Source organism: Shewanella pealeana ATCC 700345 (assembly GCF_000018285.1).
GTDB lineage: Bacteria > Pseudomonadota > Gammaproteobacteria > Enterobacterales > Shewanellaceae > Shewanella > Shewanella pealeana.
The window spans coordinates 3,049,269-3,062,986 of the sequence record NC_009901.1; the positions used below are offsets into that span (position 1 = coordinate 3,049,269).

Genomic DNA, 13,718 nt, shown 5'->3' on the forward strand with positions numbered 1-13,718 from the left:
AATAAAAAAGCCAGTACATGCGCTTTCACGATTAAATCAAAACGAAAACCCAACTTACAACTGGTTTCTCTTCTGTAAACGCCCCAATTTCGAAGAATAATTTTAACTCGTCGTCAGACGCTACCATTTCGAATTGGCATTACTGGAAAGTATTTTAGAATTTATGGGGTTGGTTGACATTTAACAACGAATTCCTTGTTTTTTATAAACATAAAAAAATAAGCCATAAATAGGATGCGACACGCAGCGAATGCGTCTAACAGCAATGCGCACCTTGCCTAGAGACCGACCGAGAGGTCCCGTTTAGTGATCCTAGGCCCGTAATGCAGTGAAATTTGTATCGTTTGATGACCTTTATATAGAAGAATTAAGTCATCATGAAACGGATGTTAATCAATGCGACTCAATCTGAAGAGTTGCGCGTAGCCCTTGTTGATGGGCAACAACTTTATGATCTGGATATCGAAAGCCCAGGCCATGAACAAAAGAAAGCCAACATTTACAAAGGCACAATTACACGAGTAGAACCGTCTCTTGAAGCGGCTTTCGTTGATTATGGTGCTGAGCGTCACGGCTTCCTACCACTTAAAGAAATCGCTCGAGAATACTTCCCTAAAGGTTACTCTTTCCAAGGCCGTCCTAACATTAAGGAAGTGGTTAAAGAAGGCCAAGAAGTTATTATCCAGATTGATAAAGAGGAACGTGGCAACAAAGGTGCTGCACTAACTACTTTTATTAGTCTTGCAGGTTCTTACCTAGTTCTAATGCCAAATAACCCTCGTGCAGGTGGTATTTCACGTCGTATCGAAGGTGATGAGCGTACAGAGCTTAAAGCCGCTCTTGCCGAGCTTGAAGTGCCACAGGGTATGGGTCTAATTGTTCGCACCGCTGGTGTGGGTAAGGATCCAGCCGAATTGAAGTGGGACTTAAAGGTACTTCAACACCACTGGGCTGCAATTAAAGAAGCAGCAGAAGGTGCACCAGCTCCTTTCCTAATTCATCAAGAAAGTAACGTAATTGTTCGTGCTATTCGTGACTATTTACGTCGCGACGTTGGTGAGATATTAATTGACCACCCACGCATTTATGAACAAGCAAAAGAGCACGTTTCTCTTGTTCGTCCAGACTTTGTTGAACGTATTAAGCGCTATGACGCTGAAGTACCACTATTTACACATTACCAGATCGAAACACAAATCGAATCTGCGTTCCAACGTGAAGTGCGCCTTCCTTCTGGTGGTTCAATCGTAATCGACCCGACAGAAGCCCTAACCTCTATCGATATTAACTCTGCCCGTGCAACTAAAGGCGGCGATATCGAAGAGACAGCACTGAATACAAACCTTGAAGCGGCAGACGAAATTGCTCGTCAATTGCGTCTTCGTGACTTAGGCGGTTTGGTTGTTATCGACTTTATCGATATGACGCCTGTGCGCCATCAACGTGAAGTTGAAAAACGTATGCAAGACGCCGTTCATCATGACCGCGCTCGCGTACAATTAGGTCGTATTTCACGCTTTGGCTTGATGGAAATGTCGCGTCAGCGCCTACGTCCTTCGCTAGAAGAGTCTGCTGCGCACCTATGCCCTCGCTGTCATGGACAAGGTACTATTCGTGGTACAGAGTCTCTAGCACTATCTATTCTTCGTCTAATGGAAGAAGAAGCAATTAAAGAGAACACATCGCAAATTGAAGCGGTTGTTCCTGTTGATGTTGCCGCTTTCCTACTTAACGAAAAGCGTAAAGCGATTCGCATCACTGAAAAGCGTCATAACGTTGAAGTGTATGTCATTCCAGATCCAAATATGACAACACCAGATTACCGTGTTGTTCGTCATCGTAAAGATGATGAGATCAGTGAATCTAGCTACAAGTTACTTGAGAAAGAAGAGTCTAAGCTATACGAACCACGTAAGCTTGAAAGAGCTGCCGCTCCACAGCCAGCACTAAAAGGTTTCTCTACGCCAAAGAAAGCGCCAGTAGTTGAAACTAAACCTGCTGCACCAAAGAAAGAAGAGCCAGGTTTCTTCGCTAAAATTGCTGCAGCAATTAGCTCACTATTTGGCTCAAAAGAAGAACCAAAAGCTGAAACTAAGAAGCAAGATAAAGACAGTCGCGGTAATCAAGGCCGCACAAATAACCGTCGTAATAGCAATCGTCGCAATGACCCTCGCCGTAATCGCAACGAAAATCGCAGCGATAACCGAAACGATAGCCGCAATGACAGCGAACAAGCTAAAGACAAGCGTAGCAAGAACAGTCGCAGCGATAAAAGCGATGACCGTTCACAGGCTCAGGAAGACACGAGTAAGCGTCAACCGCGTGCCGATAAGCCACGCTCTCGTCAAGAGGCTAGCAACGAGAACGAGCAACCAAAGCAAGAAGCTGCACGTGAGCGTCGCCAGCGTCGTAACATGCGCCGTAAAGTGCGTGTGACTAACGAGACTGAAGAAACCAAAGCGGTAGCCGCTAAAGTTGATACTCCGGTACCAACTAGTGTGACTAACGAAGACAAACCTGCACGTCCAAAGCGTCAACCTCGTAAGCCTAAGGCTAAAGTTGAAGCGGTTGAAGCTGCAGAACAAACTGAAGTAGTGAGTCAGGTTGAAGCCATTGTAGAAACACCTGTTGAAGTGCCTACGCCAGTTGTTGAAACGCCGAAGCCTGTTGTTGAAACTACAGCAGATGCTGTGACAGAAGAAAATGTAGCTTCAACTGAAGAAACTACTTCCGAAGATAATACTCGTGAGCCACGTGAAGGCCAACGTAGAAGCCGTCGTAGTCCTCGCCACTTACGTGCAGCGGGCCAACGCCGTCGTCGTGATGGAGACGCTGCTCAGCAAAATGAAGATAACCAAGCATTTGTTGCGATAGATCCTGTCACAACTGTTGTTGAAAGCACTTCTGACGTTGTCGTTGTTGCACCAACTGAGGCTAATGTTGAAGTTAAAACTGATACAATAGCTGATGTTCAAGTCGTAGCTAAAGCCGAGTCGACCAGCGAAGCTCAGTCTCCTGTTGTTGCCCCGACTGAGGCGATTGCTGTTGAAGCCACACCTGTTAAAGCTGAGATCGCTGCAGAAGCCCCAGTAGCTAAGCCTGAAGTTGAAGCTAAACCTGTAGTTGAGCCGATAGTTGAAGCTAAGCCAGTGGTTGAGCCGATAGTTGAAGCTAAGCCAGTGGTTGAACCAACAGTTGAAGCTAAGCCTGCGGTTGAGCCGACAGTCGAAGCTAAGCCTGTGGTTGAGCCGACAGTTGAAGTCAAGGCTAAGCCGAGCGAACCTAAAGCACAAAAAGTTGAATCAGCGTCAAAAACAGCTTCTGCTCCAATGGCAAAACCTGCAGCAATCACGCCTAATGTCGAGAAATCGGTAGAAGTGCCAGCTCAAGTTGTTGAAGCGAAGGTTACAGAGCCTAAGCTTGCTGAAGTCGCTGTCGAAGCCAAGCCTGTTGCTGCCAAACCTGCTAGTCGCTTTGGCTCGATGGTAATGTCAGATACGACCAAGCCAACAGTTGAAAACAGAGAGAATATTGCTACACCTATGGGTCGCCAATATTCAGCCTCAGAGTCAGCTGAAGCAACTAAGCCTAGAACGGCAAACAGTGCTAATTCAGAAACAGTTCGTACTTAAATTAAGTTAACTGTTTTGTCTAAAAGCCATGCATTTATGCATGGCTTTTTTATGTTCAAACAGCCGTGATTTTGTTAGTATTCGCGGCAAATAATTATTACCACACAAACAAATATTTAACAGAGGCTAAATGTTCGATCTTATTCGTCACAAAACAGCCAGCCATAGAGCTGACTTACTTTCTGGTATTACCGTAGCCTTAGCTTTAGTTCCTGAAGCTGTTGCATTTGCATTCGTTGCGGGTGTTGAGCCTATGGTTGGCTTATACGCAGCATTCATTATGGGCCTTATTACGGCGCTGATTGGTGGCCGACCAGGCATGATCTCTGGTGCAACAGGTGCTATGGCCGTTGTTATGGTGGCCCTTGTTGCAGAGCATGGTGTGCAATACCTTTTTGCAGCTGTGGTGCTTGCGGGCCTAATTCAAGTCTCAGCAGGCGTCTTTAAACTGGGGAAATTTATCCGAATCGTTCCCTACCCTGTAATGATAGGTTTTGTGAATGGTTTGGCGATTGTTATTTTCCTTGCTCAGTTAGGTCAATTCCAAACCCCAGACGCTAATGGAGTGATGACTTGGTTACCTCAAAATCAACTAATCCTCATGTTAGGACTTGTTGCTTTAACAATGGCAATCATTCAGTTTTTACCAAAATTGACAACTGCAATCCCGTCATCACTAGCCGCAATTTTAACGGTTACATTGCTGGTTACTTTCTTTAATCTTGATACTCGTACCGTACTCGACTTCCTCAAGTCTATGAGTGGTAATGACAATGCAACGATTGCTGGTAGCTTACCGACCTTCTCTATCCCTGCTGTTGAATTCAGCTTAGATACGCTTTATATCATTCTTCCATACTCGCTAATCCTGGCAGCTGTTGGCTTGATTGAATCACTATTAACGCTAACAGTAATTGATGAGATGACAGGAACTCGTGGCCGTGGCAACAAAGAATGTATCGGTCAAGGCGTGGGTAACATCACCAGCGGTTTCTTTGGCGCCATGGGTGGTTGCGCTATGATTGGTCAATCGATGATCAACATCAACTCAGGTGGCCGCGGACGTTTATCGGGTATTACTGCAGCACTTGCTCTGCTCGCATTCATCTTGTTCGGTTCGACATTTATCGAAATGATCCCACTCGCAGCTCTTGTTGGTGTGATGTTTATGGTAGTACTGGGAACATTCGAGTGGGCCAGCTTTAAAGTGATGCGCAAAGTACCTAAGCACGATGCATTCGTTATCGTCCTAGTAACTATTGTGACCGTATTTACCGATCTTGCATTCGCTGTATTCGTTGGTGTTATCGTTTCTGCTTTGGTTTTCGCTTGGGAACATGCAAAACACATCAACGTAGAAATCAGCGAAGATCAAAACGGCTGGAAAGTGTACAAGCTAAACGGTCCACTCTTCTTTGGTTCAGTTGCTGAATTTTTAGAGCTATTTGATGCTAAGAGCGATCCGCAAGATGTGATTGTCGATTTTCAAAACTCGCGAGTGTGTGACCACTCGGCTCTTGATGCTATCGATACGCTAGCAGAACGTTATGTAGGCAGCGGAAAGCGCCTGCATTTACGTCACCTTAGCAACGACTGTAAAGAACTTCTCGCTAAAGCGGGTGACTTGGTTGAGGTTAACTTAATTGAAGATCCTCACTATAAAGTTGCTGACGATAAGCTAGACTCGTAAATAGCATTAAGCTTAACAATAAAAAAGACAGGCTATGCCTGTCTTTTTTATTATGTGTAAACTCGAGTCAGTCGCTCATTTCAATTTATCCGCAAACAGCGCCTTAACTTTGTCGACCTTAGGTTTCACTACCATCTGACAATAGGGTTGCTCACCGTTTAGCTCATAGTAATCATTATGATAATCTTCAGCAGCAAAGAAGCCATCATAAGCAATCACTTGAGTCACTATCGGGTCCGGCCATGCCGCTATTCTTGTTAAGTCATCTATCATATTATTCGCGATCAAGGCTTGTTGCTCATTATGAATAAAGATCACCGAGCGATACTGCGGGCCCACATCATTGCCTTGGCGGTTTAGTGTGGTTGGATTGTGGCTTTGCCAAAAGACCTCCAGCAAGCTTTCAAAGCTGACTTCTCTTGGATTAAATTCAATCTGCACCACTTCAGCATGGTTGGTATTGCCACTGCATACAGCTTTGTAATTCGCATCATGGCTATCTCCACCAGCATAACCGGAAGTCACTTTTGTTACGCCTTTAATCGCTGAAAAAATGGCTTCGATACACCAAAAACAGCCGCCACCAAAGGTTGCCAACTCGAGCTTAGTCTCATTTGTCTCTTGCTCTATAGGCCTAAAGGTCATAGATACTGAATTAACACAGTGTCTAAGGTTTTTGGGCGTTAAGAGCTCGCCCTCAAAAACATGGCCTAAATGACCGTCGCACTTAGCGCAGACAATTTCAACTCGCATGCCATCAGCATCAATATTTCGTTTCACAGCGCCTGCAATCTCATCATCAAATGCCGGCCAACCACAGTGGGCATTAAACTTACTCTCCGAGCGATATAAGGGGGCATCACACTTCTTGCAACAATATACACCTTGAGCATCGTGTTGATTATATTCGCCACTAAAAGGCCTTTCAGTGCCTTTATCTTCAATCACATGCTTCTCATATTCGGTTAGTTCTCGCATATCACCCTCTCTGAACTCGTTACAACTGTCTTCTTAAAATTAATCAATTCTGAAGCTGATCACCCGCTGCTTAGCAAGCCGTTCACGACTAGCACTGCACAATAGACCCGATACGTTAACAAAAGCTTTCTAGATTTGCTTAATCTTACTCTTTACCGACTCAATTAACCCGTGTGAGGCCACTCTAAATCAAAGCAAAAAGTAATAACTTAATAGTAGAGGTAATAAAAACCTTAGCCTACCGAGCAAAAAGAGACATTTTTAGATAAATTCTTTCAAACTAATGTTGCCTACTAAGTAGCTCATTATTAGTCAGTTATCCCCTTAAAAAGTAGGACTATTCATTTGTATAAACAATCAGAAGCGTGATCTAGCTCACTCACGTTTGATTCAGCAGTTTCAGCTCGTTAAACTTACCGCGGGTTTCATAATAAGAAGAATCAAGATGACATTAGAAACAATCGATTATCGAGCCACGGATGCCGCTGAGAAATTTGTAGCTTCACTGCGTGAAACAGGCTTTGGCGTATTAACTAACCATCCTATTGACCAGAAATTGGTTGAGACCATTTATCAAGAGTGGCACGCGTTTTTTAATACCGAAGAAAAACGTGCATTCCTGTTTAAGCCTGAAACACAAGATGGCTTCTTCCCTGCTGAAATCTCAGAAACAGCAAAAGGGCATAGCGTTAAAGACATCAAAGAATACTTTCACGTTTATCCTTGGGGACGTATTCCAGAATCTTTAAAAGACAATATTTTAAAGTATTACAATAATGCTAACTCATTAGCCTCTGAGTTATTGCAATGGGTTGAAGAGCATTCTCCAGCTGAAGTAAAACAGAAGTTTTCAATCGAACTACCAAAAATGATTCAAGATAGTCAGCGCACTTTGCTTCGTGTACTGCATTATCCACCAATGTCCGGCGATGAAGAGTTAGGCGCGATTCGAGCCGCAGCTCATGAAGATATCAACCTATTAACCGTACTTCCCGCTGCAAACGAGCCCGGACTTCAAGTACAGTTACAGGACGGAAACTGGATAGATGTCCCTAGCGACTTTGGCAATTTGATCATCAATATTGGTGATATGTTGCAAGAGGCCTCTGGCGGTTACTTTCCATCGACGAGTCACCGTGTCATTAACCCTAAAGGCATGGACAAGACAAAGTCTCGCCTGTCGTTACCACTTTTCTTACACCCAAACCCTGAAGTCAAATTGTCAGATAAATACACTGCCGACAGCTACCTGATGGAACGATTAAGAGAATTAGGGGTAATTTAGCCTCATTCACACTCAATAAGAGCTCAATAAGCGCCTTAGGGCGCTTTTTGTTTGTTAAACTTAAGCAGAACAAGGTAAAATCCCCTTAATTTAGTAATTTGATAGTAGAGCGCACACATGGCAATTCAGTGGTATCCAGGACACATGCACAAAGCACGAAAAGAGATCGAAGAGGTAATGCCTCAAGTCGATTTAGTGATCGAAGTGCTTGATGCAAGGATCCCTTACAGTAGTGAAAACCCTATGGTGCAAACACTACGTGGTGATAAACCATGTATTAAACTACTGAATAAATCAGACTTAGCCGATCCAGAAACAACGCAAAGATGGATTGAATACCTCGAGCGCGAGCAAGGCGTAAAGGCGATGGCAATTACTACATTACAAGCTGGACAGGTTAAAAAAATCCCTGATTTATGTCGTAAGTTCGTACCAAGCCGCGACAAGATCGAAAAAGATATTCGTACTATGATTATGGGGATCCCGAACGTGGGTAAATCTACCATTATCAATACTCTAGCCGGTAGAATGATTGCGAAAACGGGTAACGAGCCTGCGGTAACTAAAACCCAACAACGCATCAACTTACGTAACGGTATCGTACTTTCTGACACCCCAGGTATTTTGTGGCCAAAAGTCGATAATGAAAAGAGCAGCTACCGCCTAGCAGTCACTGGCGCGATTAAAGATACTGCGATGGAGTATGAAGATGTTGCCATGTTTGCAGCCGAGTATTTCCTTACGGCCTATCCAGAAGCGATTGCTGAGCGTTACAAAATCAAGCAGATGCCTGACACAGACATTGAGCTACTAGAAGCGATTGGCCGTAACCGCGGCGCCCTGCGCCCAGGTGGAAGAATCGATCTACATAAGGCATCAGAAGTGTTACTACATGATTTTCGCGCAGGAAGAATTGGCCAGTTGTCGCTTGAGACGCCTGAAATGGCTGAAATCGAAAAAGCTGAAGTGGCTAAACTATTAGCAGAGAAAGAAGCAAAAGAGGAAGCTAAACGTGAACAAGAGCGTTTAAAGCGTTCCGGTAAGCGTTTAAGCTAAACTCAGTTTCAATAACTAAAAGGCGCTATAACGGCGCCTTTTTAATATCTAATCCTCTTCCTTTTACTGAGTAAAGCTTAATAGCAACAAACACTGCTTATTTAGCTCCTCGCCTCTCTATACCCACTCACCAGTTACAAACGGCCTCTTTGGATGCGTCTTACAAGCTGATCACAGCTGTTTTCAAGTAAATCCAGAACTAACTCAAAACCGTCGCCTGCACCATAGAATGGATCAGGTACTTCAGTATAGGCTTTCTGGTGATAGTCAAAATCACAGAAATCTAAAATTAACGCCAATTTAGCTTGGTACTCTGTGGGACATATTCGCTTCAAGTCCTCAAGATTTTGTTTATCCGCAGCAAGAATCAAATCAAAATCGGCAAAGTCAGTTTGCTCAACCTGCCTAGCTCTCATGCCATCAAAATTTAAACCTCGCTTAATACCTGCTGCAATCGATCGTTTATCCGGAGAATTCCCTTGATGAAAAGCAATCGTTCCCGCTGAATCGATTTTAATATCTAAACTAGCTGCTAGAGATTTTGATCTGAACATGGCTTCTGCAGAGGGAGAGCGACATATGTTGCCCATACATACAAATAGAACCGAGGAAATTTGTTTCATACTAAAACCTTAATCATGGCTAAATATCAGCCGATATGAGCCATCTTCGCATACATCTGTGAAAGTAACATTTATCTTGTCCCTCCACTTCAGATAGCTATCAAAATAAACATAGCTACTGTCTAGTTTCATTATCAATAAAAACTTGATAATCATTCAACTAAAACACTGTATTTCGAAGATGCTGTTCGATGTAGGATAGCCACAACTTAATTTTGCTTCACCTTTGTTCACTAGGATACATATATGACTCACCCTATTATTGCTGATCTTCAAAGCCGTTATACAACAAAGCGCTATGATGCGTCTAAGCGTATTCCTCAAGCTGATCTTGATGTGATCTACCAAGCAATGAACCTTTCGGCCTCTTCTATCAATTCACAACCTTGGAAGTTCATTGTAATTGAGAGCGACGAAGCTAAGCAGCGCATGCATGATACCTTTGCCAACAAGTTTCAATTTAATCAGCCGCATATTAAATCTGCATCACATATCGTACTCTTCGCTCACAACCCTAAATACACGCGTGAAGATTACGCAAAAGTTATCGATAAAGGTATTGCCGATGGCCGTATGGGAGTTGAAGACAGAGAGCAAGCATTTGGCGCTTTTGCTTTCGTCGAGTTAAATACCGATGAATCGGGTAACAACGCTGCTTGGACTAAGTCTCAGGCCTATTTAGCCTTAGGCAATACACTGCATACCCTTGCTCGTTTAGGTATCGACTCCACGACAATGGAAGGAGTTGATAACGAGTTAATTGGTGAGATCTTTAAAGAAGAGCTTGGTGGTTACCAATGTGATGTCGCTTTAGCAATGGGCTACCATGATTCTGAGGAAGACTATAATGCACCTCTACCTAAGTCACGCCTTGCCATGAAGGATGTTGTTCGAGTCCTTTAGGTCTGTTGAGTAGATAACAACGGATAACTAAAGCACAATTAAAGTATAACTAGGCTGATATGTAGTAGCTTAGCAGATAAAGGTTCGAGGCTTTTTCCTCGAACCTGACTTCTCATTTCAATATTCACTATTTAGCATGTCTCACCCTTAAAAAGCTCGCAAATCTTGGTGTACCTTTTTGTGTCAGCCCGTAATACTTATATGTCACTAAGCTGCCAATCTGTGGTGGACTCTGCCTTTGTTCTTTACTGAACCCTGTTCCTAAGTTGAATGTGATCCCCTGCTGATTTTTAACCACCAAGGCTCCCATCATGCCACTAAAACGCCCCTTACCAGACGTATAACCTATGACTCTTGCTTCAGCATCATAAAAAGGTTTTAGTTTAACTATGTCTTTGCTACGACCTGATTTATAAAAAGCATGTTTCTTATGAAGCATGAGTCCTTCACCGTTTTTCGCAATGACCTTCTGTAACTCTGCCTCTAACGCCTGAAAACTATCGAACTGATTTTGACCAATCACCTTTAAGTATGGACTGATACCAGCCAATTCTTTTACAGCCTTTCGGTAGCGCAATTCAAAAACACTGGACTCGGCGGGTAAGTCAAAAATCATAAATTTAACTCTGGCCCACTCTTCATCACTCACCTTGGAGCTTCTAACCATTGCCGATACTTGCTCAAACATCCCTCGTTTAATCCATAACTCACCATCTAAAGGGTAGCTAGGAAAGCCCGCTACAAACCAATCGGGTAATGCAATTTGGCGGCCGGAACGGCTGTACATCACTTTGCCATCCCAGTAGCCCCTAACACCATCGAGTTTTTCGCTCACCAAGTATTGCGTTATATCCGAAATTGACTCGTCGAATGCAGATGCAAGTTGAATAGCAGGTTTATTTGGAGTTCGAATGTCTGTGTTATTGGCGTAGCTATAATTGACAGTGATGAGGCTGATTAAACAAAGCCTGAGAAATGAATTGATAAACCGAATTGATAACATAATGCCGCTCCTTGCGTTAATCTGCACATCCTGTGCTACACGTATTGTGCCTTACTTGATATAACTTAAGACTAGCCTGACTTATCTTATCTCGCCAAACTCTATATCCATATAACTTTTAATTTTGCTCGGTTTAACACTGCCCCTTTAATGAGCCTTTTTCGATTAACTCAAAAATGGAACATGCTATACTGCGTAAAAATTTTTAGTCATCAGCCACAAGAACAAGTATTCAAGAGGCTTTCCCACATGATGGAACACTATGAAACCTGCTAACAACCATGGCATCAAACGCGTGATCAGAGCAACGGGCTTTTCAATTCAAGGTCTTAAATTGGCTTGGCAACATGAGGCAGCGTTTAGGCAAGAGTTAATCTTAGCGGCCATCATGCTCCCTATTGCATTGTTAGTCGATATAACGACGGTTGAGCGAGTTTTACTTATTTTGGGGCTATTTGTGGTGCTGATTGTCGAGCTGCTTAATTCAGCGATTGAAGCCGTTGTCGATAGAATTAGCGATGAGCATCATCCCCTTAGTGGTCAAGCAAAAGATATCGCTTCTGCTGCGGTTTTCATGAGTCTTGCTTTTTGTGGCTTAACTTGGGCTCTCATTCTCCTGCCAAAGTTGCTTTAACAGATTACCCATCCTAATAAAACCAAAAGCGCTAATCTATTTTTAGCGCTTAGCCGTTCATTTAATCATTGCAAACAGCTACGTTAAAAATTCAAACGAGCACTGAATTGAACCTATCGTTCACTAGACCTATTTTCATTTAAAAAATGTCGACTGCATATCCGCCTTACACAAGTATTCAAACAAAACCTCCACTCGCGCTTACTCCCTCTAGTTTAATCGTCATCTGCTTGTAGGAATTTCCTACCGCCCAATTAATTACACCTATGTTGCATTGAATCAAAAAACATACACTTTTTGAAACAATTTATTCACATTTATAGGAATCCTGCTATGCTAGAAACCAAATAATAAAAGCACTATTCATTTAGTTCTAATAAGAATAAAAAAGCGGAGTCACTTTTAATGGTTAAAAGTTTCATCATTCGTTGCGCCACCATAATGGCCTTAGTCGCGAGTCCGGTCACTTTTGCGGATAACAGCACTGTTATCCGAGTCGGTGGTTTTTATGCCAACACTGACTCGACCATAGATGTTAACGATCCCATTTTAGGCAATGACTTCACTCTCGATTTTGAGGCAGATCTTAAGTTAGAAGAATCTCAGTTTTTACCTTTCTTCGAGTTTTCCCATCATTTTAACGACCGCCACATCTTATACGTCGATTGGAAACAACTACACCGCAATGCTCTAGTTCAGTCGGTTGAAAAGCCGTTTCAGTTCACTTGGGATGAAACAACATACGATATCAAGTCTGGGGTTTCGTTAGATACCACTCTCAATATCGATATCATGCGCATTGGCTATGGTTACGATATCTGGCAAGGCCATAACTATGACATTGGTGTTTCAGTCGGCTTACATGCCATGTTCATCAAGACATCTTTCAAAGGCAATATAGGGATCTGTGAGATAGATACGGAAACTCGCTGTCCTGACACAATTGAAATCCCGAAAGTTGTAGATGAAAAGCTCACCGCTCCCCTACCCGATATTGGTGTTTACGGCTCCTATGAGTTCTACCCAGGATTCAAACTCAATGCTCATGCGCAATATTTCTATATCAAGCTAGACGACCTCAAAGGTGGTTTAGTTGATGTGAGGATGGGCGTTGAAGCAGCGATTAGTGAAAACTGGCATATGACGGCAGCCTTCAATTACTACGAAGTTGACGTTGAATATGAATCGACTATTACTTCAGCGGATATCAAAATTGCCGATTACAACATCTATTACAGCTTCATCGGCCCTATGCTATCGGTAAGTTATCAGTTTTAAGAGGGTTTCTTTACACGCTTTGAAAACACTTTTTATTTTAGGCGGTGAGGTTTCTCAAGACTTATCTTTCAATTGCAAATTCAGTCTATAAATCATCTAGCTACAACATCACTTGGAGAGAGAATATCGATTCTCTCTGCCTTACCTACAGAATCGCCACTTAATACCAATCAGTATAAAGATTTGGTCGCTCAGCGAGAGTTTAGCGGCACTGAGACAAGGTCATTAAATGCTCCTGCATTAATGACATTCACCACATCCATGTGGTTTGCAACGAGTGAAGAGCATAGTGAAACTAGGTTTAAGCTCCCTTTTGTTCCTTAAGAGTCACAGTATCAGAGCCGCTAAAACTCGCCATTATGGAGCGTTTTTGGCTGCCTACTTCTGCGTTGAACAACTTCACAAGGGAGCAACCATTCTTTCAGTTATTCGCCTTGAATTAGTTTGCCAAAAACGCTCTGAGTAGATCAACTTCTTATACTGATTGGTATAACATCTAGCATAGCTCTGATTTCTATAACCTATTTTATTGTAGAATCTTAAATTTCCAAGTTCTGTCCCGAGCAAAAACATATTAGAATGGATAAAAAAGTGCACAATGATGCCCTAATGCATTGCATGCAAATAACAATATAA

10 protein-coding genes are annotated in these 13,718 nt (G+C 42.8%); 7 read left to right on the forward strand and 3 right to left on the reverse strand.

The window, feature by feature from the left end:
• Positions 1–377: 377 nt before the first annotated feature.
• Positions 378–3,632, forward strand: coding sequence for a ribonuclease E (gene rne, locus SPEA_RS13250; RefSeq protein WP_012155732.1), 3,255 nt, complete (start codon positions 378–380; stop codon positions 3,630–3,632).
• 130 nt (positions 3,633–3,762) lie between these two features.
• The gene (locus SPEA_RS13255; protein ID WP_012155733.1) at positions 3,763–5,322 is read left to right on the forward strand and encodes a SulP family inorganic anion transporter; all 1,560 of its coding nucleotides are present in this window, start codon (positions 3,763–3,765) and stop codon (positions 5,320–5,322) included.
• Between the two features lie 75 nt (positions 5,323–5,397).
• Here SPEA_RS13255 and SPEA_RS13260 read toward each other — a convergent pair whose 3' ends face one another.
• A complete protein-coding gene (locus SPEA_RS13260) occupies positions 5,398–6,300 on the reverse strand; it encodes a bifunctional methionine sulfoxide reductase B/A protein (protein WP_012155734.1) in 903 nt (300 codons plus the stop codon).
• A gap of 445 nt (positions 6,301–6,745) precedes the next feature.
• Between SPEA_RS13260 and SPEA_RS13265 the strand changes: the two genes are divergently transcribed.
• Both SPEA_RS13265 and ylqF read left to right on the forward strand, forming a co-directional pair.
• Positions 6,746–7,585, forward strand: a complete 840-nt coding sequence (locus tag SPEA_RS13265; RefSeq protein ID WP_012155735.1) for an isopenicillin N synthase family dioxygenase — start codon at positions 6,746–6,748, stop codon at positions 7,583–7,585.
• Between the two features lie 117 nt (positions 7,586–7,702).
• Positions 7,703–8,641, forward strand: a complete 939-nt coding sequence (ylqF, locus tag SPEA_RS13270) for a ribosome biogenesis GTPase YlqF (RefSeq protein WP_012155736.1) — start codon at positions 7,703–7,705, stop codon at positions 8,639–8,641.
• Positions 8,642–8,775: 134 nt separating this feature from the next.
• On the opposite strand, the gene SPEA_RS13275 is transcribed toward ylqF, so the two are convergent.
• Entirely contained in the window at positions 8,776–9,264 is a 489-nt protein-coding gene (locus tag SPEA_RS13275) for a low molecular weight protein-tyrosine-phosphatase (RefSeq protein ID WP_012155737.1), read from the reverse strand.
• A 246-nt stretch (positions 9,265–9,510) separates the two neighbouring features.
• Here SPEA_RS13275 and SPEA_RS13280 point away from each other — a divergent pair, with 246 nt between their 5' ends.
• Positions 9,511–10,167: a nitroreductase family protein gene (locus SPEA_RS13280; protein WP_012155738.1), complete on the forward strand. Its 657-nt coding sequence runs from the start codon at positions 9,511–9,513 to the stop codon at positions 10,165–10,167.
• Between the two features lie 127 nt (positions 10,168–10,294).
• On the opposite strand, the gene SPEA_RS13285 is transcribed toward SPEA_RS13280, so the two are convergent.
• Positions 10,295–11,170, reverse strand: coding sequence for a DNA ligase (locus SPEA_RS13285; RefSeq protein ID WP_012155739.1), 876 nt, complete (start codon positions 11,168–11,170; stop codon positions 10,295–10,297).
• A 262-nt stretch (positions 11,171–11,432) separates the two neighbouring features.
• Between SPEA_RS13285 and SPEA_RS13290 the strand changes: the two genes are divergently transcribed.
• Positions 11,433–11,804, forward strand: a complete 372-nt coding sequence (locus SPEA_RS13290) for a diacylglycerol kinase (protein WP_012155740.1) — start codon at positions 11,433–11,435, stop codon at positions 11,802–11,804.
• Positions 11,805–12,209: 405 nt separating this feature from the next.
• Positions 12,210–13,082 (forward strand): hypothetical protein, encoded by an 873-nt coding sequence (locus SPEA_RS13295; RefSeq protein ID WP_012155741.1) that lies wholly within the window; start codon positions 12,210–12,212, stop codon positions 13,080–13,082.
• Positions 13,083–13,718: the final 636 nt, after the last annotated feature.

Bases quoted from the DNA above. Each gene is read 5' to 3' on its own strand.
- ylqF (WP_012155736.1), top strand. From the start codon at position 7,703: ATGGCAATTCAGTGGTATCCAGGACACATGCACAAAGCACGAAAAGAG.
- SPEA_RS13265 (WP_012155735.1), top strand. From the start codon at position 6,746: ATGACATTAGAAACAATCGATTATCGAGCCACGGATGCCGCTGAGAAA.
- SPEA_RS13260 (WP_012155734.1), bottom strand. From the start codon at position 6,300: ATGCGAGAACTAACCGAATATGAGAAGCATGTGATTGAAGATAAAGGC.
- SPEA_RS13275 (WP_012155737.1), bottom strand. From the start codon at position 9,264: ATGAAACAAATTTCCTCGGTTCTATTTGTATGTATGGGCAACATATGT.
- SPEA_RS13280 (WP_012155738.1), top strand. From the start codon at position 9,511: ATGACTCACCCTATTATTGCTGATCTTCAAAGCCGTTATACAACAAAG.
- SPEA_RS13295 (WP_012155741.1), top strand. From the start codon at position 12,210: ATGGTTAAAAGTTTCATCATTCGTTGCGCCACCATAATGGCCTTAGTC.
- SPEA_RS13290 (WP_012155740.1), top strand. From the start codon at position 11,433: ATGAAACCTGCTAACAACCATGGCATCAAACGCGTGATCAGAGCAACG.
- rne (WP_012155732.1), top strand. From the start codon at position 378: ATGAAACGGATGTTAATCAATGCGACTCAATCTGAAGAGTTGCGCGTA.
- SPEA_RS13285 (WP_012155739.1), bottom strand. From the start codon at position 11,170: ATGTTATCAATTCGGTTTATCAATTCATTTCTCAGGCTTTGTTTAATC.
- SPEA_RS13255 (WP_012155733.1), top strand. From the start codon at position 3,763: ATGTTCGATCTTATTCGTCACAAAACAGCCAGCCATAGAGCTGACTTA.